General features: G+C 52.6%; 11 protein-coding genes. 4 read left to right on the plus strand and 7 right to left on the minus strand.

Annotation, left to right across the window (positions count from 1 at the left end):
* Window positions 1-678: 678 nt before the first annotated feature.
* Window positions 679-4,137 carry a hypothetical protein gene (locus tag QEH52_RS02650; protein WP_308948453.1) on the plus strand — a complete coding sequence of 1,153 codons (3,459 nt, stop codon included), beginning with the start codon at window positions 679-681 and terminating at the stop codon, window positions 4,135-4,137.
* 53 nt (window positions 4,138-4,190) lie between these two features.
* Entirely contained in the window at window positions 4,191-4,871 is a 681-nt protein-coding gene (locus QEH52_RS02655) for a hypothetical protein (RefSeq protein ID WP_308948454.1), read from the plus strand.
* Between the two features lie 57 nt (window positions 4,872-4,928).
* On the opposite strand, the gene QEH52_RS02660 is transcribed toward QEH52_RS02655, so the two are convergent.
* From QEH52_RS02660 to QEH52_RS02680, 5 genes are all read right to left on the minus strand, one after another.
* Window positions 4,929-5,942, minus strand: a complete 1,014-nt coding sequence (locus tag QEH52_RS02660) for a LacI family DNA-binding transcriptional regulator (RefSeq protein WP_308948455.1) — start codon at window positions 5,940-5,942, stop codon at window positions 4,929-4,931.
* A gap of 180 nt (window positions 5,943-6,122) precedes the next feature.
* Complete coding sequence (locus tag QEH52_RS02665; protein ID WP_308948456.1) at window positions 6,123-9,455, minus strand: glycosyl hydrolase; 3,333 nt, start codon at window positions 9,453-9,455, stop codon at window positions 6,123-6,125.
* A 41-nt stretch (window positions 9,456-9,496) separates the two neighbouring features.
* Window positions 9,497-12,691, minus strand: coding sequence for a beta-phosphoglucomutase (gene pgmB / locus QEH52_RS02670; RefSeq protein WP_308948457.1), 3,195 nt, complete (start codon window positions 12,689-12,691; stop codon window positions 9,497-9,499).
* Between the two features lie 14 nt (window positions 12,692-12,705).
* Complete coding sequence (locus QEH52_RS02675; RefSeq protein WP_308948458.1) at window positions 12,706-15,006, minus strand: sodium:solute symporter family protein; 2,301 nt, start codon at window positions 15,004-15,006, stop codon at window positions 12,706-12,708.
* Between the two features lie 149 nt (window positions 15,007-15,155).
* A complete protein-coding gene (locus QEH52_RS02680) occupies window positions 15,156-15,767 on the minus strand; it encodes a discoidin domain-containing protein (RefSeq protein ID WP_308948460.1) in 612 nt (203 codons plus the stop codon).
* A 384-nt stretch (window positions 15,768-16,151) separates the two neighbouring features.
* Between QEH52_RS02680 and QEH52_RS02685 the strand changes: the two genes are divergently transcribed.
* Together QEH52_RS02685 and QEH52_RS02690 are read left to right on the plus strand one after the other, a co-directional pair.
* Window positions 16,152-17,576: a PEP-CTERM sorting domain-containing protein gene (locus QEH52_RS02685; protein ID WP_308948461.1), complete on the plus strand. Its 1,425-nt coding sequence runs from the start codon at window positions 16,152-16,154 to the stop codon at window positions 17,574-17,576.
* Between the two features lie 197 nt (window positions 17,577-17,773).
* Window positions 17,774-20,968: a fibronectin type III domain-containing protein gene (locus tag QEH52_RS02690; protein WP_308948463.1), complete on the plus strand. Its 3,195-nt coding sequence runs from the start codon at window positions 17,774-17,776 to the stop codon at window positions 20,966-20,968.
* Window positions 20,969-21,093: 125 nt separating this feature from the next.
* On the opposite strand, the gene QEH52_RS02695 is transcribed toward QEH52_RS02690, so the two are convergent.
* Both QEH52_RS02695 and QEH52_RS02700 read right to left on the minus strand, forming a co-directional pair.
* Window positions 21,094-22,290 (minus strand): glycosyltransferase, encoded by a 1,197-nt coding sequence (locus QEH52_RS02695; protein WP_308948464.1) that lies wholly within the window; start codon window positions 22,288-22,290, stop codon window positions 21,094-21,096.
* A 7-nt stretch (window positions 22,291-22,297) separates the two neighbouring features.
* Entirely contained in the window at window positions 22,298-23,398 is a 1,101-nt protein-coding gene (locus tag QEH52_RS02700; RefSeq protein ID WP_308948465.1) for a type IV pilus twitching motility protein PilT, read from the minus strand.
* Window positions 23,399-23,465: the final 67 nt, after the last annotated feature.

The following is a 23,465-nucleotide window of genomic DNA, read 5'->3' on the forward strand; positions in this document are numbered from 1 at the left end:
ACAATCGCAGCGGTTGGAGCTTTTTTTTACCGTGGTGCACACGCACAATATCCCGGAGGCGGTCATGGATCGCCTCCCAAACGCCTTCGTGTTTCAATTTTGAGAAGTAGTGGTTAAGCTCTCAGGCAGAAATACCAGTCTTTTACGTTCGAAAAAACTAATTCAGGATTTACCTTCATCCTGTTTTGCATTCTTCACCTTTATCTCGGAATCGCCATGATTCAGCCATGCCGACCTAGACAGGAGAAAGCCGAAACAAACTTATAGATCATCTATTCTTAGAAGCAGCATTACTCACTTTACGCTTGAAGTTTCGTAAACAAACCTCATTGTTACGTAACAATATAAAATTACTGATTACAATCATTTTTATGTATGTTACGCCCCCCCGTTCCCCCTCAATCAGAAAATTTAACAGCGTCAATCAATAGACATATTTCGGAAATAAATGATGCCCCAGGAATCAGAGTCAAACCTCTACGCGTAGAAGTAAAACCCCCGAACATCCAAGAGTCGCCACGGCTGGCAAGCGATGGATTTGCGCTCCTCGTGTCGATCATGCTAATGTCATTCGTGCTTCTATTGACACTAAGCATTAGCACGCTGATTCAGATAGATACACGCGCAGCGAACAATTTAACCCAAACTCAAAAAGCCCGGGCCAATGCCCTGCTAGGATTGCAAATCGCATTAGGGGAACTTCAACGTCTGGCAGGTCCGGACACGCGTGTCACTGCTCGCGCCGAAATTTTAGGTGTCTCAGAATCCAGCCCCTATCGAGCTTGGACTGGCGTCTGGGATAGTCAGGACAAAACTCCCGACGAAGCTCTTGAAGACCACAGTCAGAGACAGGCGTACCAAGCCAATCATGATGGATCCAAGCTCAGCCCTATGGGCTGGTTGCTTTCTGGGTACGACGGGATCGCTCGCGAAGAGCTCAATCCATTAAACCTGTCGATACCACACGACAAACAAATCATATTATACGCAGCAGAAGACACAACCAGCCCCCCATACGCCGTTGCTGGTAAGACTCGTATCAACAGTGATTCGAATCATTCGCGCGGTGCATATGCATGGTGGGTCGGTGACGAAGGCATCAAAGCCCGCATCAATAGCCGTGCCCCGCTGCAGGATGGCAGTATAGGAATAGAAAACATGCTGGGCCCCGCCTTTGAGCTGCCAAATCCAAAACAGAAGGAAACCCTCCTCTCAACTTGTTTAGCTTTCACCCACGGCATCCAGCACATTGGCGAGCCATGGTCTGAACTCTCTGATTCAGATCTGATAGAGCTCAACAAAGCGGCCAGTTATGGGAATATAAAAACTCTGATCGGATTCAGTTCGGAACTCGAGGAAAGTGCATTGGATGCTTACAAATATGATCTCACGCTACACTCACATGGTCTACTCAGCGATGTTCGCAAGGGTGGTTTCAAGAGAGACCTCACAATGGCTTTCGAAGAACCCGAAGTATTTGAGAGCTTCTTCGGCGTGCTCCCAACGCCACCCGAGTTTACGAATCCACACACTCAGGTCGGAGAACTCTTCAAGGGAATGATGAAATTTCCCTTGGATGAGTTGGAGGAGCCTCCCCTCGACTTTTACCTGACACGCGAAGTTCAGAGAATCAACAAACGAACGGACGTCGGCCCCAACTGGGGCATTTTGTATAACTATTACAACCTCTACAAACTCGATGGCTTGGCGACAAAAGGGGAAATGAATCCCATCCTCAGCTACCCGCGCCCCGGTGGTCCTTCCGCCGTCCCTAAAGGGCTGCCCTACCAAAAATACAGCCTGGACTCCAGCCCAGACACCCAACACACCAACAGCGCCGTCACGCCCCTTCTCGACCGCTTCCAACTTCACATACGCGTCGGCACGACAGCCGAGATGGTCGACGATGTCGAGCGATACAAGATACGCTTCTACCTCCAGCCTATGCTGGCACTGTGGAATCCCTATAACGTCAAAATCAAGCGCACCTACCCCGACATCGACCAGAATGACTTCTACCCACAATACCGCTTCTCTTTTGAAGCCGCGCCGGAACTCGTCATCTCAGGAGAGTTCGATGACGGCACAGCTTTCGAAGAAACTGTCAATGTGGCCAATGCCTACATGAAAGGAGAGGGCAACAATACCTACACCCAAGGCGTCTGGGCGGCATTGGCTCCCCCTGACCTTGATTTCATGCCCGGCGAAATTCGTATCCTATCGGCCACCGCCGAAGCCAAAGGCAACTTCCGCGAGAATGAACTGGACTACGGATGGCAGGATTCGGAAGGCTTCTTTTTCGACTGGCCGTTTGCTCATTCCCCCAAGTCCTACCGTGATAAATATGTCGCGGACAAGCCGATCACCATCCACAGCGTCATTATTAAAGAACGCAATGATGATTGGTTCGTAGGCGGATCGCGGGGCGACAAACTAAGCGGGGCCTATTGGAGCCTCAAACATGAAACGCCATCGGACCTGAATAAGAACAATGCAAATCTAGTCATACAAAATGCCTGCGCCATGTGGAAAGATCCGGTCTATGCATCGAAGCATCCGGAACTGGAGCTCTCACCGGGCACTCTGGAAGACGGCACCATCCCCCCCTTTCTTCCGAGTCATACTCTCAACTCCAATTACATCGACATCGGGACATGGCTCTTCCATTTGCGCACCACCTCCGAGCCCAACAACGGTTTACGCAACCTCGTGGATGCCAACCCACGGGCACTCTTCTCAGCTCCTCGCTGGGACGGCCCCGCCCTCCTCGCCTTGGGCGCGTATCAAGGAGGTGGCGAGGACCAGAACGGCTACCTGCCCCCCGGGTCGGTCCCCGAACCTTCCTTCGGCGACTATTCCCGCTACACTGGATTAAACGGCCCCTCGATCAGCGATGCGAGCCTGGGCCAATCCCATATCGTGCTCTTCGATGTGCCACGTTTCCCTCTAGTCTCGCTCGGACAATTTCAACATGCCAACCTTAGCCGCTATAATTTTGAGCCGGCCCACCTTGTGGGGAATTCCTATGCCAACCCAAGAATACCTCTGGAGAGTATCGTCAAAACAAGATTCGATAACACCTATGGCCTCAATCTGTTCGATACCGCATACATGGTCAACGACCGGATCTTCGACGAATACTTCTTTTCCACGGTTTCCCCGCAGATGACTGAGGCTGACTATCAAGCTTTAGCCAAAGGCGAAAAGTCACCCTATAATACCCGTCTCAAATTCCTACCTCCTACGGGAGCGACTGAATCTGGAATTCTGGACCTTGAGAATCCGAGCACTCTTGAAGCTTGGGGCGGACGCTTTATGGTCGAAGGCAGCTTCAATATTAACTCCACTTCGGTCAATGCATGGAAAGCGATATTCAGTAGCATGGATCAGGCTTTTCTTTCAATCGATGTCGACCACACCGATGCCAGCACACTCACTCTGACCGATCCAGACGGAGTCTATGTCTCTCGAACCAATCTACCCATTTTCGAAGAAGGCTATACGGCCGATGCCGACGATGAGAACGCCTTCAAGGCCTTTTTCCAAGGCTACCGCAAGTTCTCCGACAGTGAGCTGGAGGCACTCGCCCAGGCCATGGTCGAGGAAGTGAAAAGCCGCGGCCCGTTCTTATCCATGTCGGACTTCATCAACCGACGCCTAAACAGTTCAAACCCTGAACACCCAAAGCGCGGTGCGCTACAGGCGGCACTCGATCGCACGGTCAACCAAAGCATCCACCCGCAAATTGCTGCAGATGCGCGGAAGATTGAAGGCAGTATCTACACAGACACACTGTCCAGCCAACATTCCGACTCTCAAGCAAGCGCCCACAGCGGTTATGTCATGCAGGGAGACTTACTTCAACCCCTGGCACCGATTCTGAGCCCACGCTCAGATACCTTTATTATCCGCGCCTATGGCAGCTCGGAAACCATCACGGGGCACTCGCACCAAACCTGGTGTGAGGCTGTCGTGCAGCGATTCCCCGAAATGACCGGCACCGGAAACGAACTATCGCAAGAGTCGATTCAGGAATTCGCCGCACAAAGCGATGCGCTTACGAATTTAGTCAATCAACAGTTCGGACGCAAATTCCGGATCATCGCCTTCCGCTGGCTTAGTGAGGATGAATTATGAGTTTACATGCTAAAATAAACTGTAGCTATTTCGCAGTAATACTCACCTGGCTCGTGACAATCCTTGCCGCATCAGCACAAGAAGCTCCCACTTCCATCCGTCTACAATTAACGACTCTGGCATGGGAAAAACCCATAAAAGGGCTCTACTTTCAGAACGCAGGTAAAGCCGAAGAATTAAAAGCCTACAGCGGCGGTTTCAGCATGCCCTTTTCCTACGAAGGAGATGCGATCATACGTTTTTATTCGGATATCGAAATACTCGCACTCCCACTTGAAGAACGCCCGCCACCGATCGGAATCGCACAACTGGGTCCATCCTTGAAGCATGCACTCTTGATCTTTCTCCCCCATGGGGATGCATCCTATCAAATTCTAACGCATGATTTTTCTCAACAAACTTTCCCAACCAACAGCTGCCGAATCTTCAATTTTTCGGGCATGCGAGTCGTCTTTGCTTTTGGAGACAAACCCATCACCCAAGCAATCGATCCAAATGAAATCACCGTCATTGCGCAAAACGACCTGGCCGACCACAACCAAATGGTAAAGGTACAGTTGGCTCAGGAGGGACAGGAAACACTGCGCTTGGTCTATCGGTCGACTTGGAGATTCGATGATCAAGCCCGAACCTCAGTGTTTATTCTCCCCGCCCCCAATGAGCACGGTAGCGTGAAGATGCGAAAGTTCGTGCAGCGAGGACTCAGACCAAGGGAGGAAATGAACCCTTACTGACACATGCTCACCAATGTGCGGAGCGCCCCCTCTAGGATCTTCCTATACGAGCAGTGCTCAATCACTCCTCGGCAAGGCACAGGATTTCCGGACGATCAATTCACCGCGAAAAATGCGATGCGGCAGCTCAGTTATTTTATTCTTCAATTTTTCATCCACCCAGCGCGCCGCCGATGCCCCCATCTCCAGCAATGGCTGACGCATCGTAGTTAAAGAAGGGTTATAGTAGCGGCTGGATAAATAATCGTCATAACCAACCACAGAGATATCCTCAGGCACACGCAGCCCCTGCTCAATACAAGCACTAACCGCACCGTATGCCATCGAATCATTGTTGGCAAGGATTGCCGTAATTTCCGGATGACGCTCCAGCAATATAAGCGCTTGATCGTAACCGGCCTGCTCCGTCACATCGGTAGGATGATGTTCAACCAACCAGCCATCGTCGACATCCACTCCGGATTTTTCCATGGCTTTCAGAAATCCTTCCAGTCGATCACTGTTGTTTCCTTTTTCCAAGTTACCACAGAGATAGGCAATTTTCCGATGCCCTAAGCGCAGCAGGTATTCAGTCAGATCCCACGCGCCTTGAAAATTGTTACAGTCAATATAACCGATACCATCGATATCCAATCGGTGCGCAACCAGCACTGAGGGAATCCGTGCCGCAATCAAATCCCGGCCTTCTTTTTCACTGATCGGAGCGATCAACACCGCACCGTTGCAACGCTTCTTACGAAGTAGCTCAACCAATTCGCCACTCGAATCCCGCTCATCTTCCGGAGAAAAATAAAGCAGCGTCGCTTCAAAGCCACATTCCCAAGCGTAACGGGAGATTCCGGTAAAAACCAATGAATAAAAACTATCAAAAGATGGAGCGCCGGCTTCCACCACAATGGCAATGCGCGTGCCACGACGCTGAGAGTAGCTGCGTGGTTTATAACCAGAACGCTCAATCACTTTCAGCGCTTTCTGGCGTGCTTCTTCGCTGACCCCGCTTTCATTATTCAAAACCCGTGAAACTGTGGCCACTGATAAACCGGATTCTTTGGCGATAGATCGTATATTCATGACATTACTTGGATGGATGCTTTGTTCGCGCGCACGAGAGCCAGACAAAAATACTTGGTTCCGACGAAATGACGCGCATTGTTTTCGTAACTTTCCATATAATGTTTAATAACATCAATGATAAAGATGAATCCACCCTCTACAAGCTGATACAGAGGCCCTCCAGTGCCTGACTGAGGTTTAGTTCGTCGTGACCATAGTAAGCGGTGCCGTGGAATAGATAAAGACCGGTGCGCCGGAAATCGCCACAGCGGCAGTTCCCCCGCTCACGCTGGCCTCCGTATAACTCCCATCCACCCCTACGATCTTGAGGCTGGCATCCGCCGTCAAGAGCGTCGCCACTCGATTGGCTTCATCGGCGGCCCAGACGGCGGTAATGTATTGCCCGGCGGCCTGATCCAGGAACTGGTAACCATAGTTGGGGTGGCTGACACCCGCCAGCACACCATCATACTCCGCCTCGGCCAGCACCTTGGCCATGAGATAGTAGCCGTAATACGCGGGCTTGGGACTCCCATACCAATCGATGATTCCGAAGTTGTGCTCGATGCTTCCGGGGTTCGTGCCGTTGTCCTGAAAGTTGTGCCACCAGATGGCTTTTATATCCTTCGCCGCAGCGATGATGTAGGCACGAACGAGGTAGTTGCGCTGGGTCAACTCGTCCACCTTTTTCAAATAGGCGCCACCGGTATAGGTGCTCCAGCCCAGCTCGGTGAACACGATCGGCTTGTTGCCATCGCCATGACTGCTCATGAGCGCGCGCAAGGTATCGATCTTATCAAGCAGGGCTTCGGGCACCCCGGCGGTCAGCCCTGCGGGATAAGGATCGGCATATTTACAATAGGCATGCACATCCATGACATCGAAATAGGTCTTCACCTGGGCGCCATTCTGTCCGTCGGAATTGTAGAAATCTTCCAACCAGGTCAGTCCTGCGGTGTTGGTGTCACCCAATGCAGGCTCAAACAAGACGTTTCGACTGTCAGCCGCCTTCAGCGCCGCATGGTTGGAACTGATATTGGCCGCCACTGCGTGGACATCGCGGTTCGCCAGGTCCGGCTCATTATACGTGGAGAAGGACCACACGCCCCAGCTGTTATCAAAGCTCAGCTTACTCGGGTCGTTGTAAAACAGGTGGAAAGCGATGCCCCGGCGGCTGTATTGATCCATCACCACCCCATCGTGATTGAACCAGCGATTCTTCTGTATATGGCCCAGCTCTTTCAAGAGGTCCGCCTTCATCAGCATATTGCCCCACTCGTCCGGATGTTGCGTATACTGGCCTGCACCGTATGCGGGGTCATTGATATTGAACAGATGCTTGATCTTGCCGGTGGTATCGATCACCCCCGGTGTGGTCAGCACCAGCGGCGTGACATCCTCGCGCTCGACTCCGGCACTCGTCAGGGGTGTCACGGCAATGTAATAAGTGGTCTCCGGCTCCAAGGCGAAGTAGCTCGCCACTTTGCCGATCTGTGCCTTTGAACCAGGGCTTATGGTTTTAACGGGCGTCAACCCGGATACGGTGCTGAAGTCCTGCGTCTCGATGTAGATCTTGTATTGGTTCACGTCGTTGACGACATGGTTATAGTTCGACCAGTCCAAATAGAGCTTGCTGTAGTTTTTCAGCCTGGCATCGGCAGGCACTACCTCCGCCTGTGAATTCACTGGCAAGCCAATGTCATAGGGACGCGTGCCCCAAATCGCGATTTCGCCGACCGTCAGCTGCTGCGAGTCATTGGCATTGTGCATGATGATTTTAACGTAGCGTGCATTCTGTCCACTGAGTCCACCGGTCCAGGCATTGACCATCCCATTGGAGCTGCGTGGGTGGGTATTCACAGTAAACCCGAGCGAGGTATAGTCACTGCCATTGTTACTGATGAGCACTTCATAGCCGTCCATGTAGCTATTCGCGTCGGCCAATGTCCACAGGTCGATCTCCCCGAGCTCATAGACGTCTTTCAAATCAAACTGAACTCCGGCATAGTCCCCCTCGGTGCCAATGGAGCTGGTGCAGACCATTGAGACATCGGTCTGTGTATCGGAGCCGTCGGTCAAGTCCGGCAGGCCGCCCACTCCATCATTCGCGTCATCTTCGTCACTGCCGATCAAGTGACCATCGGTCACAAAAGGTTCCTTGGTCGTCCATTGATAAGTCGCACCCGTGGCGATCTGCAGCATCGATGTATTATACGTGCCGGACGAGCGCAGATGATTATCGCTCAAAAGGAAGACCGGGCCGGCTGCATCCGGTGCGCGCCCGATGATAACAATCTCGCCAATGGACGCGGTGTAGGACCAATTATCGAGATAGTCCAAGGACCGCTCCTCGATCACCACTTTGACATAGCGCCCCGTCATGGGAGAGCCGGGAGTCTGTGAAACTTGAATCATGGTATCACCACTCGGATACGGAACGATTGATGACTTCACAGTGGAATAAGATACCCCGTTGGAGCTGATATATGAGGTCACTTTCTTAATTTGAGTGCCTGCCCCGCAAAAGACCCAGGTATCCACGGTATCGACTTCACACTCGGCTCCGAGATCATACACAATGGAGATCTGCGTGACGCCGGAAGTATTGCCCAAATAAAGCATGTCTGCGGCATCGGCACTGCTGACCTTGCCGGATTTGAGCTTCACTGCGGAAGGGTCCTCACTCAGCTCATCCCCTCCGGTATAAACCGCGTCTTCATAACTGTAGCTCACCCCGCTACGTGGATTCCCATAATAGGCCAGACTGCCATAGTGCTGAAAATCCTCCTGGGACGTAAATGTATTGCCGCTCAGGATACCCGTCGGCCCTAGTGGCGGATCTTCCGGCTCGGGCTCGACTTCAACTGGCGTTCCCAGGACAACCACTTCCCCCAGCGAGACTCGAAAGGACCAGTCACCGGTATAATCCAAAGTTTGTTCCTCCACCAAAACCTTCACATAGCGCCCCAGTTTTGGAGTGCTGTTGGTCTTGCGGATCTGCAGGACTGTATCCCCGGCAGGATAGCCGGGATACACCGTCCCCATCCCGGAATAATTCACCCCGTCCTCACTCACGGAGTAAGTCACTTTCTTGATTTGTGTATCTTCACCACAGAGCGCCCAGACATCCACGGTATCCACTTCACAAATACTACCGAGATCATAGGTCAGGCTGACCACCGTCACCCCGGAGGTATTCCCCAGATAGACCATGTCATTCGCATCGGTGGACCCGATATTCCCCGCAAGCAGTTTGCTATTCGAACTATCCTCGGTCAGCTCATCACCACCTGTATAGACCGGATCCTGATAGCTGTAACTGACTCCAGCCCTCGGGTTCGCATAATGCCCGTATCCACCATACTCCTGAGAATCTTCGGTCGAAGTGAATTGATTGCCACTTAGAATGGACAGGCCTTGCGCGCCGAGAGGCCAGCAGGAAGCACAAAGCATCAATAAGCCGAATGTAGCCCGTCGGCGGAGCCGACGGATACGTGTGAGGGGGGCACCTAGCAGGTTTCGATCATTCATAGTTGGGGGTAGTTTGGGGTTCGACTGTCTCACTGTTACACTTAGAGTAACAGTGCCTGAGGTAATTGAATCGAAAGCGATAAGGGCAGTGCCTCTGAGGAGGTGCCCACGCGCACACGAAGTTCTTCTGAATGAGTGACCCACTCGCGCTGTGACCGCGAGTAATGAGCCAGTTCCTGCGGAGTCAGGCGAAAGCGCACGAGCTTGTGCTCGCCGGGCTTCAGACTCACTTTTTCAAAACCTCGCAACTCCAGCATCTGACTCGGATGCTCCGGGGAACGGCCTTCGAGATAAAGTTGAACCACTTCTTGCCCGGCTAGAGCACCGTGATTCGTCACAGTCAGAGAGAGCAGGATTTCACCGGAATCTTCAGCAGCAACCTCTCGCAAATCACTTAACTCGAATGTGGTATAGGAGAGTCCATGCCCGAAACAAAAGAGTGCTTGCTTCCCATGACTGCTGTAATCCCGGTAGCCGACCATCATTCCTTCACTGTATCGGCTGCAATCCGCCCGATAACGTTCATCGGCTTGGTGCACCTCCAGCTCTTCCAAATGGTTCGGAAAGGTGAACGGTAATTTGCCACTGGGATTTACGGTGCCAAACAGCACTTCCGCCAGTGCCTTGCCACCTTCCATGCCGGCATAGGAAGTCCAAACAATCGACTTGGCGCGAGGCGACCAGGGCATTTCAACGGCAGAGCCGCTGATCAGGCAAACCACCATCTCGGGCGCGACTTGGAGCAGATCGTCAATCAAGGCATCCTGCCCATCGGGAAGCTGTAAATCCTTTCGGTCACGCCCTTCAATATCCTGCATGTGCGACAGCCCCCCGACAAAGATAACCGCATCGGCCTCCTTCGCAATCCGCAGAGCTTCCTCACGCGTGGAGCGGCCACCCGTATTCGCGACCGCATCGACCGGACGCCGCCAGCCGAATTTCACGTAGCTCGCATTGTCGCTCATGGCAAAGCGCAACTGGATCGAAACGACCTCACCGGCTTCCAAAGACAAATTGGCACGCGCCACATGGCGGTGCGCATCACAATCCGTCTGACACAGGGTTTTCCCATTCAGCAAGAGCTCCGCCAGTCCGTCGGTCATGAAACCAAAATGATAGGTCCCCGCCTCCGGCGCCGTCAGTTCTGTTTCCCAGATAACACTGAAGTTCTGGCCGTGCACACCACCGGGCAACTGATCATGCAGGCTTTCATAGGCAGCATTCTCAGCATATTCAAAAGTCGCCTCGCCTTCAAAGTTGCGCCCCTGATGGAAATAGGCCTTCCAGCCTTTCACTCCGGAGCCTTCATCCGCCGTGTAAAGAAGCTCGGTCGGGATCGGCACCAGCCCATCTGCATCATCCGGGTATCCCTTGGCATACATCACTTCAACGGAGTCGCCCAAATACTTCCGGATTCCTTCCAACGGCGAGACTTCGTAAAGCGTCTTCACGGCAGAGCTATTGCCACCGGAGGCATGCTTGACGAGTGCGTTCTCGCCAATCACAGCAAGCTTACGAATCGCTAGCGCTTGCAACGGGAGCACCGCCGCTTCGTTCTTCATCAGAACGACCGCTTCCCGCGCAGCTTCGAGCGTCGTCAACTGGTGCGCCCGCGTATTGCGCGCCCCCGGTCGCCGCTTCGGGTCAAATGCGCCGGCCAGATACATCACTCGCAACACCCGACGGACTTTGTTGTCCAATTCAGCTTCGGCATACTTCCCGGATTGGATGCCTTCCAAAAATGCTTTGGCCAGATAGTAATCTTCAAAAGGCCGGTCCGTCCCCATCTCAATATCCAAGCCGCCGCGCACGGACTCTTCCGTGTTTTTCGCGCCCGCCCAGTCACTGATATAGGCCCCTTTGAACCCCCACTCGCCTTTGAGAATCCCATTCACCAAATAGTCGTTGTGGCAGCAGCACTGCCCGCGAAACTCGTTATACGCCCCCATGACGGTGGCGACGCCCCCTTCTTTGACTGCAGCCTCAAATCCGGGGAGATACAGCTCACGCAATACCGTCTCGTCCATCTCGACATCCGTCTCGAAGCGATTCCACTCCTGGTTGTTCGCAGCAAAATGCTTCACGCAGGCTGCCACATCTTGCGCTTGGATGGCCCGGACTGCCGGCACCACCAACTCAGCGGTCAAATAGGGATCTTCACTGTAATACTCAAAGTTTCGCCCACACAGCGGTGTCCGGATCAAATTAATCCCCGGGCCCAGAATCACGTCTTTACCACGGTGCCGCGCCTCGGCGCCTAAGACCGCACCGCAACGCGCCATCAGTTCGCGGTTCCAGGTGGCAGCCTGTGCCGTGCCACAGGGCAAGTAGCTCGCGTGGTCATCGTCCCAGCCGGCTGGCTCCCAGCGTGTTTTACTGATTTCATGGCGTACCCCATGCGGGCCATCCGACATCTCGAAGGCCGGTACGTTCAGACGCGGAACGGGGTTGGTGGCAAACTTACTGCCCGCATGACAGAGCGACACTTTCTCCTCCAGACTAAGCTGCGCCAACATGCTTTCAACAAATGTATCCACTTTCTCATAACGATTCATGGCAGAAATCGTATGGGCAGAGGGCCCACGCACCTGCAGCATCGCCTCTATCGTCACTTGCGACAAATCCCCCGCCTTCAAGTGCGCGCGTGGATCACTGGCGGCAGGACCGACCGCCAACACCGCCATCCCGGCCGCAAGCGCAGCCTCAATTCCGGCTTCCGCATCTTCAACGACGAGACAAGCCCCGGGCTCAACAGCAAGTTGCCGAGCGGCTAAAGTAAACACTTCCGGATCCGGCTTCGAACGCGTGATACAGCTGCCGTCGACCACCGCATCAAACACGGCATTCAAGCCAATCGCCTGAAGTATAAAAGCGGCGTCCTTGCTGGATGAGCCAATGCCCACTTTCACCCCCTGCGCCTTCAGTTGGTCCAGGCAGTCCATCACGCCGGGCAGGATCTCGTCGGCCTGTAATTTCGAAAGCAACTGACGGTAGATCGTATTCTGATGCTCAACCATCGCGACCTTATCGGCCTCGCTGTAGTCTCTGCTGGCATCGCCCAAAATGATCTCCAGCGTCTCCATGCAGCTGCCCCCACGCAGACACTCATTTTTCTGCCGTGAAAAAGAAAAGCCCTTCTCATCGGCCAATTGCTTCCAGGCCAAGTAGTGATACTCGTCCGTCGATACGATCACGCCATCGAGATCAAAAATAACCGCCTCTATCGAATGCTTCATAGTCAAACACGCCCTCATTCTTCTTCCTTGATCTCAATGCCCCTAGCTTTAAATGCAGCTTTATCAGTCAGAGAAACATGATCTTCGACCATACCGTTATCCAGCGGGTCATCGATACGCGCGGCGAGATCAACAAACAACTGCCTCAAGTCGATCACACCGCCGACCAGAAACCAAAACGTTGAAACGATGCCAAGAATGCCAGTGACGCATAGACTTGTAATAAAAAAGTAACTACTCCACCACTCTGAAGGCCACGGAGAGATCCAATTCCAAACAAGAACCCCCAAGAAACAAAACCCGAATTTGTATACGATTGCATAGCCAAAAACCGACCATGCAATGATTCGGTCCCCCAATGAATATTCAGGTGTGATGCCGATCAACTTCTTACATGCATTCCCCAGCGTCCACTTGAAAGGCTCTTTATACTCGTGTGCGACATCATACTCACCGCGGTGGAGCAAACGATCCAAATTATAAGGCTGACGCTGTGTCAATGCGGTTCCGATGACATACGCGGCGACGCCGCTCACCATCGACAGGAAATACAGTTCGTAAGAATTGATCGGAAATTTCACCGCATTCATCTCCCAGACAACATAAGGTTGAAACGGACTAGAAACCGTATGCAACAATCCACCAACTGGCTCCACCCAGCCCTTCAGCTCCAACCACGGATACACACGTTCAGCCCAATTCCTCTGAAGGAAAAGACCGCAAATCGACAGGCCAGAACCAAAGAACAATGAACAAAAAGCCCCGACAGTATTGCCGAATCGGCTATACAAACCAAAAATCATAATTGGTCCCGCACCTCCAAGCCAAACCGCAGTCATAATTGTGGTGAACATTATAATGTAGTCGATTTGTATAAAAAATATGGATACTACAAAAAAGAACACACAGACGCTCAACGAAGACAAGCGAAGCCAAAGAACATGTTTCTCCGGTGAGAGTGGCTCCTTTAGAAACGGAACGATAATGTCCTGAACAATCGTCGAAGATGCATTGAATACCCGGGAATCATCCGTCGAGATCAGAAGCATAATCATTAATAGGCAAAACAGTCCCAATAAACCGGTCGGCAAAAGATTCTTGAGTGCCACCGGCAACATCATCTGATGATACAAGGTCTTGAATGTCTGAAACTGTAAGTTCCCTTCCGGCGTTCCGCCCAAACTATCATAGGCGACATCCATATACACCGTGTCAATTCCATGCTCCCGGGATAGTGGCGCATCCACTCCAATCTGATGCCTTTGCACGGGGATCGACTTGATGGCACCTTGAAGTTCCTGCCGGTGTATTGCATCATCGACAACCTCCGAAGCCACTTGCTCGGATAATTCTTGGCGGATGCCATGACTGGTCGCCGCGAACTTCTCATGCGTCATTACAGCAATAACCATGACCGCCACGAGAAGAAGCATGAGTCCGGAATAAAGCGAACGCCAGGTCCCCACAATCGCCCCCATTTTCTGCTCATGTGGCGTGCGACCACAATTAGTGGTATCATTCCCAATCCAACTGGCACGATTGAGAATACTGCCCAGGATGGTCACGAAGAGAGCAAAAATATTAAAATCACGAAGCTTCTCGATATCAAAGGGATTGATAAAACTCTCACCATCGACCCGATCCATCATGACCGGACCAATCGTGTCATACCAACCAAAGTTGAGGAAAATGTATCCAGCAATCACTACGAAAATCGGGTAGCTGACAATCCCCTGAAATGCATCCGAGATGAGCAGGGAAATACGCCCCCCGGGCCAGAGCACCACCATACACATCGAAAGTGACAGCCCCACGACCAATGCGAATGTCGGTAAGTTAATGCCCCAGAGAGTCACACTATGTGGTAGACCGAGAAAATAGATGAAGAAATTGGCGGCGACCGCCGGCCCGATCGCATTGGTAATCATTTCAGAAATCGTTCGTAAGGTGGCCGCAACGATACGAAACGGACGATTGTAACGCATTTCCAGAAATTGCCCCATCGAAAGTGAGCGCGTCTCACGAAATCGATACACACAATAACCCGTCAGCCCCATGATGATGCCAACCGGAACTGTCAGGTATTCCCAGAAAGTAAGCGCGTAGCCGACCTGATATTTCGATTCAACCAAGGCCACCAAAGTGATCACGCTCAGTCCAGCCGTCAGGTCACCCGCGGTTATGACATAACGACCGGCAACGCGGCCAGCCGCCAAAAAATCAACAACACCTCTGACATATCTCCGGCTATATACAGCGATATATAGCACGAAACATACAGGCACAATTGCAATCAACCAATCGATCCAATGCATAGAATTCTTTCTCTCCTTATAAATTTATATATGCGAAACAGTCCAGAGCACTGGCAGCAGATGAACGCGTTCATTCCAGTACAGATGCAGTACGCCCGCCCAGCCGAGCCGCGCAAAATGGGGAAGGCCCGAGCAAGTGAAGAGAGGCACTACTCCGGCAACTCCTCGCCCCAGACTGCCAACTCTCCGATCACCAATTGATTCAGGACACGATCTGTATGCGCTTCATCCCAATGACTCATAAATACTTTAACGTAGCGGGCAGACACTGGGTCGGACGCGGAGATAACCACCTCAACATTCCGCCCCGCATCTTCTTTCTCCGAATCGAGCACAGCACGTTCGCCACCCCAGGTTCCAAGCGGCTCAAAAGTCTCACCATCCTGACTGACCTGAGCGATGAAAGTCGACGCACCACGACGCCCATTCGTGCGTAAGGAAGCCGAGACAGTCTCAACCGCATAGACTGCCTTCAAGTCAATCAGCACAGTGGCGCCATGACGCCCATGCCATGCACCATAAACCGCGGTATTCCCGACCCGCTCGTTATGCCCATCAAAGAGTCGCTTGGTGCCGAACTTCACGATCGCCGGATCAGTCGTCCCAAAGCCACCTCCAACATTGTCATCAACAAGATACTCCGAACTGGCCCCCGTCCAAATGACACCCGCATGGGACACTTCACTGGTGCTTCCCGGATAAGAAGCGATGCCAGTCTTTGCAGGATTGTCCGTCAATAGCTTCGCAGCAAAGCCAGACATAGGCACCAGAACACATAGAGACAGATTAATAACACGATACATATACATAGGGGTGATTGGTTGATTATTATTTTTTTCAGTACAACGACTTTGAAGCCCGACTCGATAGGCACCACTTGGACGCCGAAGAAAATTGATAGCCATCACATGAAAAGGCTCAATTGTTTCGAAACAATTTATAGTAAAACAAAAAACTACAAGACTTTTCCTACGAAAAAACAACCAGATCACACTAAAAATCACCAAATTGAGCGCATGCAGGGCAAATAAAACACCAAAACAAAGCCGGGCCACGCAAAGAAAAGCGCTAATATCGAGTTGACATGTTACGTAACTATATATCATAAAGCACGCACTTAACCCCTAAAACCCAATAATAAAAAAATGATGCACCTAGCAAAAACACATCAACCAAAGCCAGCAAACTCACTCCAAAAGGCGACACGACGAGCCATAGTCTCTTCGATACTGGCACTACCACTCACAACTTCAGCGCAACTCTACTGGGGAGACGCCAGCTACAGCGGAACCACCTCCACCGCCGCCAGTTGGTATAGCGACGCCGACGGCACGACGGTCTCCGGAACTGCTCCTAGTAGCGACGACATCACCTTCAACACTAATCCGGTAAATTCCACTGGCGGCACAGTCACCCTAGACTCAAACTTAGCAGTAAACTCCATCACCTTCAGCACCAGTGGCAACACGACAATAGAGGACGATGGCACCAGTAACCAAATAATTTCCATCGGCAGCGGCGGCATCACAATGGATGCCGGGTCGGGCATTGTCAAAATCGGCGACGGCGGAGCAAGGCAGACAAGAACAGACCTTACGGCTTCGCAAACATGGACCAACAACTCCGACAGTACACTCACGGCGAGATACATCTCACTGCAAGCGGGATCTGGGATTCAGACGCTAACCTTGAGTGCCAATGGGGCTGGCAGTATTATCACTCCCTTTAAAGTTGAAGAACACGGCAGTTCACAACTTTCGCTCATCATCGACTCGGCCGGCAGCGGGCAGGTCAGACTCAGCAGCGCCACCGGAGGGTCCGCCTTCAGCGGAGGCGCTACAGTACTCCGCGGGCACCTTCGCATCGACGGCTCCAACTCCGCTGGTAACAGCGATGTCACGCTCGGCAACACAACAGGAAGCTCCGAAGCAAAACTCACCATCAAAAACAATATTTTCACCAGTGATCTTACCGTTCAATCCGGTAGCTCCGGCACAAAGTCTCTAGACAATGCCTACACCGCCGGGGTTACGGACTACCAAGGAAACATCACACTAGATGATAACCTGACACTGAGCACACGCTCCATGACAATCTCCGGCGACATTTCGGGCGCTGGAGGTATCACAAAAACATCCGGCACCATTCTAACACTGAGTGGTAACAATAGCTTCATCGGTAACACAAGCATCGAAGCCGGGAATTTCGCACTAGATGAAAATGGCACCCTGAGCTTTCAGATTGGCGCCAACGGCAACAACAATCAGATCGATGCCACAGAAGGAGTAAATATAAGCCTCGACGGCACCTTCAACTTCGACCTAACCGGAGCGGAATTAACGGACGGGAACTCATGGACTATCGTCTCCGCCAGCTCAGTGACATACGGTGCCACATTCGACATCGTCGGCTTCACCGAAAATGCAGGTATCTGGACCAAGGATGGATTTGCCTTCTCCGAAGCGACTGGCGAGCTAGCTTACGCCGTGCCCGAACCATCCACGGCCGCGTTGATCCTGGGCTGCGCAGCCCTTACCCTCGTTAACAAACGTCGACGCACCAAGGCATAGGCTCGAGAAGAGTCTCGATCTCCAATAAGCGACCCGCACTAGCGATAGATAAAACGCTGCAAGTGATAAGAAATGCAGCCCGCTAGTCGAGGAGCTTAGACGAAAGGCAAGCGAGTCTAGCAAAACGCCAGCGAAGCGCACTCAGGGTAAAAATCCAACGACAGCCAGTCCAATCAATCTAAAACAATCGCAACAAAATGATTAGTATAATCAGAAAATTCATTAGCCTGGCGACATTAGCCACTCTCGGCTGTGTTTCCCTCCGGGGCGCAACGGAAACCTACCTGCTCAGCAATAATCTAGCAGGCTCCAAAAACACACCCAATGATTTCAGCGAGTGGCCGCAGACACTCGCCACCCAGATGCAGGCCGAATGGGTCGTCGACGGTGAGTACGCCAACGATGACGAAACTATAAAAACCGGCGGCAAGAACGCGAAAATGCTCTTTGACGGCAACACTGGTAGCAATTGGAAGAGCATCGCATTCACGAAGTGGAACAAGGGAAAGTGGGTCAGCTTGAATCTAAGTTTTGAGCAGGCCTATTTAATTCAAGCTGTCGACGTCTGGGCCATTCACGAAAAAACACGCGACTCCGAATTTGTTGAAGTCCTCTTTAGTGAAGATGGTAAGACCTACATCCCACATCAACGGACCGCGATGCCGGATGTCCCCCATGCATCCAAGAACTTCGTCAAAATTCCGGTTCGTTTGGAAGAGCCGGTGCTCGCCCGATACATGCAAGTGCGCATCGCCCGCGTAAAGAGCGCACGTCAGCAGCAAATTGCCGAGATCGCTGTCTGGGGCAGTCATCCTGAAGCAGGACAGGTCTATTTGAGCGCAACGGATCGCCCGGAGGTGACCTTCACGGTCGACAAAATTCAATCCGGTGTAGTCAATATCAACTGGAGCGAATTCAAGAAGCTGAATCCAAACGTCAAAAGCTGGAAAATCTACAGCAGCCCCCGCCCATTCAGCTCTCCGGAAGATCCGGATGTAAAGCTGATGAAAAAGCTCAACGGCGATGAGCGCCGCGCCACTCTCTACCCGCTCACCCCGGGGCAGACCTACCATTTCGCAGTCAATGCAGTCTTTGACGAAGGTGAAAACCCGAAAGTCAAATCCCAGGAATGCGCCATGCCCTTCCCCATCAGCTGCGAGACCTTTTCCGACATGGTTGCGATCAACCATTTCTGGGGCGGCGGCGGTAGCCGCCAAAAGAACCCGGACCGCGACCATACCGCCTACGAAATCGTCGCGATGGATCTGCTCCAGCAAACCGGTATTTCGCAAATTCGCTGGTGGCGAAGCGACCCCGGCGTCGTCCAAAAATTCTATGATCGGGGCATCGGCGTCTATACCTACCCTCACGGCAACACCTTGAAACAAGGCTCCGACCTGGGCATTAACGCCTTTGCCGGCCCTGGCAATGAACCGGACCTCAAAACCATACCGATTGAAAACTACGTCAATTCACTGAAGAAAGTCAGCGAAAAGCGGGACGCCATCAACCCCCATGCCGTCATCTGCGCCCCTTCCAGCGGTCTGGAAGATCATTCCATCGAATGGCTGGACAAGTTCTACGAGCTTGGCGGCAAGGACCATTTCGAGGTGCTCGACCTGCACTCCTATTGCAAGATTGCCGGCGGCCACAAGCAACCGGAGGGCTACCCGCGTGGCGCGCCGGAAGCCATGTTCGACAACATGCGCAAGATCCGGAAAGTGCTGGAAAAACACGGCGACTGGGGCAAGCCCATGATCTCAACCGAGTTTGGCTACAGCGAAGCACCGGCCAACAATCCCTCCGGAAAGATCACACCGCAGACCAAAGCCGACTATCTGGTGCGTGGCCTGATCATCCATCACGTGCTCGGCTTCAAACGCGTGTTCCTCTATTCCTTCTTCGACGAAGGCACGGACCACAATTTTACCGAACACACTTTCGGGATGATTGACTACAACCTGCAAAAGAAACCGGCCTACTATGCCGTCCAAACTCTGATGCAAACACTCGACGACGCCGTCTACGACGCGCCGGTCGAAGATCTCGAAATGCCCTCCCTGGGATACACCTTCCAACACCGCGACTCCGACACAGAAACTGTCGTCATCTGGGATGGCACCGCCGACAAAATCGCGAGCTTCAAGACAGCGGCGCCGGAAGTGCTCATGACGACATTGCTCGGCGAGCGCTACACCCTGGTGCCTGACAAACAAGGTATCGTCACCGCACCCTACGGCTCTTCAGCCGTCTACCTCAGCGCAAATAAAGCGCTGGAATACCTAGGCTCTGAAATTGCCCAAGCTGATCAGGCCCGTAGCGAATGGAGCGTACGCCCAAGCCGCGATAAGTGGATCGTCAACCAGGAACAAACAAGCCTCAATCTCCCCCTCCAGGTGGATGGTAAAGTTGAGGGTGAAGAGACCATCCGAGTGATCATCAGCGAAGCCAATGCGGGCGTCCTACTGGATGACAGCCTCATCCTCACCTCGAGCGAAGGCACTCCGGAAATCAGCTTGAAGATCGATCAACTCAAGGCCCCACTCCAGAAACTCCGGGTGCAGTTCGTTCAAAAAATCAACGGCCTATCCACCTCCAAAGAATACTTCTTCTACCTCCGACGCCTCCAGGATGCGGGCGGTGCAGTTCAATTCCCCGGATTGGAAGCACCCGTCCATGTGCTCAGCAATGAACACATGAGCGTCAGCATCGACACTGCACGCGGCGCCCGGGTCTTGGAAATTATCGACCATGACTCCCTCACGAACCAGTTGAACATGGACTATGACATCATGCCTAACTTGCCCAGTATCCCCTTTGCCTTTGGCATCTGGAGCACAGTCAATGGCAAGCTCAAGAACAGCCCCATGCAAGTGAGTGAAGCGAGCGCGGAAAAACTTGTGGTTCAGGGGACAGCCGGCGACCTAGAAGTCACCCAAACCTGGAGCCTCCAGCAATCAACCTTGGCACACCGCATCGAGGTCAGCAACCCAGGCGCAACGAGCACGAAGCTCAAGTTTGATATACACCCCGAGTATACCATCGGCGGCCATGGTGAGTCCGTCACAGACGTACTCTACTTTCCGCTGGGGCAAAGCATCGAGCGCCTCCCCTTCTGGAGTGGACTCGGTGACCACAAAACCGGCGACCTGAGCGCCAACTGGTGGGCCGCACTCGACACCGAGTCCGGACTCAGTCTGGAGCAAACGCTGGAAGCGAAAGACTGGGCACAACCACGCGTATGGTTTGGTCAAGGCAGCTATAATGTAGAGCTGAAATCCCGCCCTGGCCTAGAAATAAAAGCCGGAGCCACTTGGAAAACCCAGCTCTCGTGGACACTGAGCCATGAAAAGGACGAAGCGAGCTTCATGTCCAGGACGATCGCCCCATAAGTCAGTTGCCATCATTTCAGCCCTCCCATAGACGTAAAAGACGCAGCTATCTGAACTTATTTCGCTCTCCACTTCATTTGTAAAAGGACCTCATAACTACTGCGCGTTGCATGGGCGTAATGCTTCTACCGCTGATTTTTCGCTTCAATCCAACGGCTCATAAACTCGGTGCTGCGGTGATGGTGATGCTGTAGCATTTGCCCGATAAAATTCTGTTGCCGGCGCGACTCGCGCGACTCGATGGCCTGCCGCAAAGTTTTCACTAATTGCGGCTGCCAATGCGCGGCGCTAAAGCGTGCCTCGCAAAGCGCGCGCTCGGCGGCCTGCCGTGCCTGCCAAGCAGATGCATCGCGGTAAAGCTGCACCGCTGCAGCCACAAAAGCCTCCGGCTCGGCATGACTCCAGTCCGCCAGTGGGCCAATGCCCTCCGCGGCGATGGGAGTCATCACCGTCGGGGTGCCGCTTTGAAAGCCGTCGAAGACCTTGCCCTTGAGCCCTGCACCGTAACGTAAGGGCGCCAGATTGATGCGATATTGCGCCATCGTCTGCAAGGCGTCTTCGGCTCGACCTCGAAAGTGGAAGCCTTGCTTAGGCGCGTGCAGCTCGCCGGCATAGCGATCTCCATAAGAGCCATAGCAGTGCAGTTCGGCCTGCGGCAGCGCGGCGCGAATTTGCGGCCAAATACTTTGCTTGCACCAGCGAGCAGCATCCAAATTAGGTGGATGTAAAAAGCTACCAATTAAAATAAAATGCTGACGCGCCTCAAAGGACGCCGGCTCGGCTAAAGGGGGCACTGCAAAGGGCCAATACGCCAGCAGATCCTCAGCGATCGAAAACTCACGCTGCAAGACTTGCATCTCAAAGTCGGAAATCATCAGCGTGAGATCGGAGCGGTAAATGGAAGCGATTTCGCGCAGCGCGGTCTCGTTGTGCAATTGTGGCACGCCCGCGTGCTTGAGTGCCTCTTGGCGCGCCAGCCGTAAACAATGCAGATCACTGGTGTCCAACACCCGAAGGGCCTGCGGGCAGTGTTGCGCCACGCGCCAGCCGAATTGCTCTTCTGTCATAAAACGATCAAAGATCACCACATCAGGCGCCAGCGTTTGGACCCATGAATCAAAGCCCGCATCATTAACCGCGATCCGATGCGTCTGCACATTTAACAGCGCCAAATCGAGCGCATGCGCGCCCTGTTGCGCCGAACAGGCGAAGTGCAGCTGCCAGCCTTCCAATTGCAAGGCAGTGATGATATCGCAGGTACGGCGTCCCGCAGCGGTGGAGCTTGGCTCCGGCCACACCTTACCGATGATAAGACAATTCACAGCTCAATTAGCGAACGATCCCGCCACTACTAAGGAAAATGCCCTTAAGGTTCATTTCCAACTGGCTCGGATTCGGCGAATGGCTCATCGCATGATCCTTGGTAATCTGGCCCGCCTTGACCAAACGATAGAGGTCCTGGTTAAAGGTCTTCGAACCATTGTCTTCACTGGCTTCAATTACGGATTCAATTTTTGTAAATTCGCCCTCCATGATCACCTTACGCGCCAAGGTATCTAAGACGAAGGCTTCTGAAACCGGGAAACGACCGCCACCTTCTAGCGCAGGCAAGAGCTTCTGGGTAATTGTGGCCAAAAGGGAGGCAGCAATCTGGCGCTGCAAGGCCTCTTTACGCTCTTCGGGGAAAAACTCGAAGAGACGTTGCACAGCTTGCTGCGCACTAGAAGCGTGCAAGGTCCCAAACACTAAGTGTCCCGTTTCCGCGGCTTGCAGCGCAGTCTCAAATGTGGATTTATCACGCATTTCCCCCACCAAAATCACATCGGGATCCTGACGAAGCACAGCACGCATACCAGCGGCAAAGCTGGGACAATCAATGCCCACCTCACGCTGATTGATGATCGATTTAATATCAGTGTAGGTGTATTCGATCGGGTCTTCGAGTGTCACGATGTGTTTATCGAAGTGCATGTTAATATAATTAATCATGGCCGCGAGTGTGGAGCTCTTACCCGAACCCGTCGCCCCACATAGAATTACGATGCCGTTTTTTTCCTGGCAGAGCTTGGATAAAATACCACCGTCAATATTGAGCTCCTCAAAAGTCGGAGGATGATCACTCACATGGCGCATCACGATGCTGGGCATGCCACGCTGCAGAAAGCCATTAACACGGAAACGGCCAATATTCTCCACCCGATATGAGTAGTCCACTTGGCGATCATTGGTCCATTTGCCAAAAAACTCTTCAGGCACACTTTGCTCAATAAACTCGCGAATGTCCTCCGGCGGAACGGGGTCCATCTCCACTGATTCCAAGCGGCCACTGAGACGTAAAAAAGCAGGCTTATTGGATTTTATGTGGATATCACTGGCACCATTTTCGACAGCGAGATTTAAAAGACCGTGAATTGTTTCGAGAACTGCCATTTATTTTATCTAGTAGGGAATAATTTTTCTATTGAATATACAGAACCTTATGCACGTGCTAGAGCGA

This window comes from Thalassobacterium maritimum (genome assembly GCF_031127805.1).
GTDB classification, from domain to species: Bacteria; Verrucomicrobiota; Verrucomicrobiia; order Opitutales; family Coraliomargaritaceae; genus Thalassobacterium; species Thalassobacterium maritimum.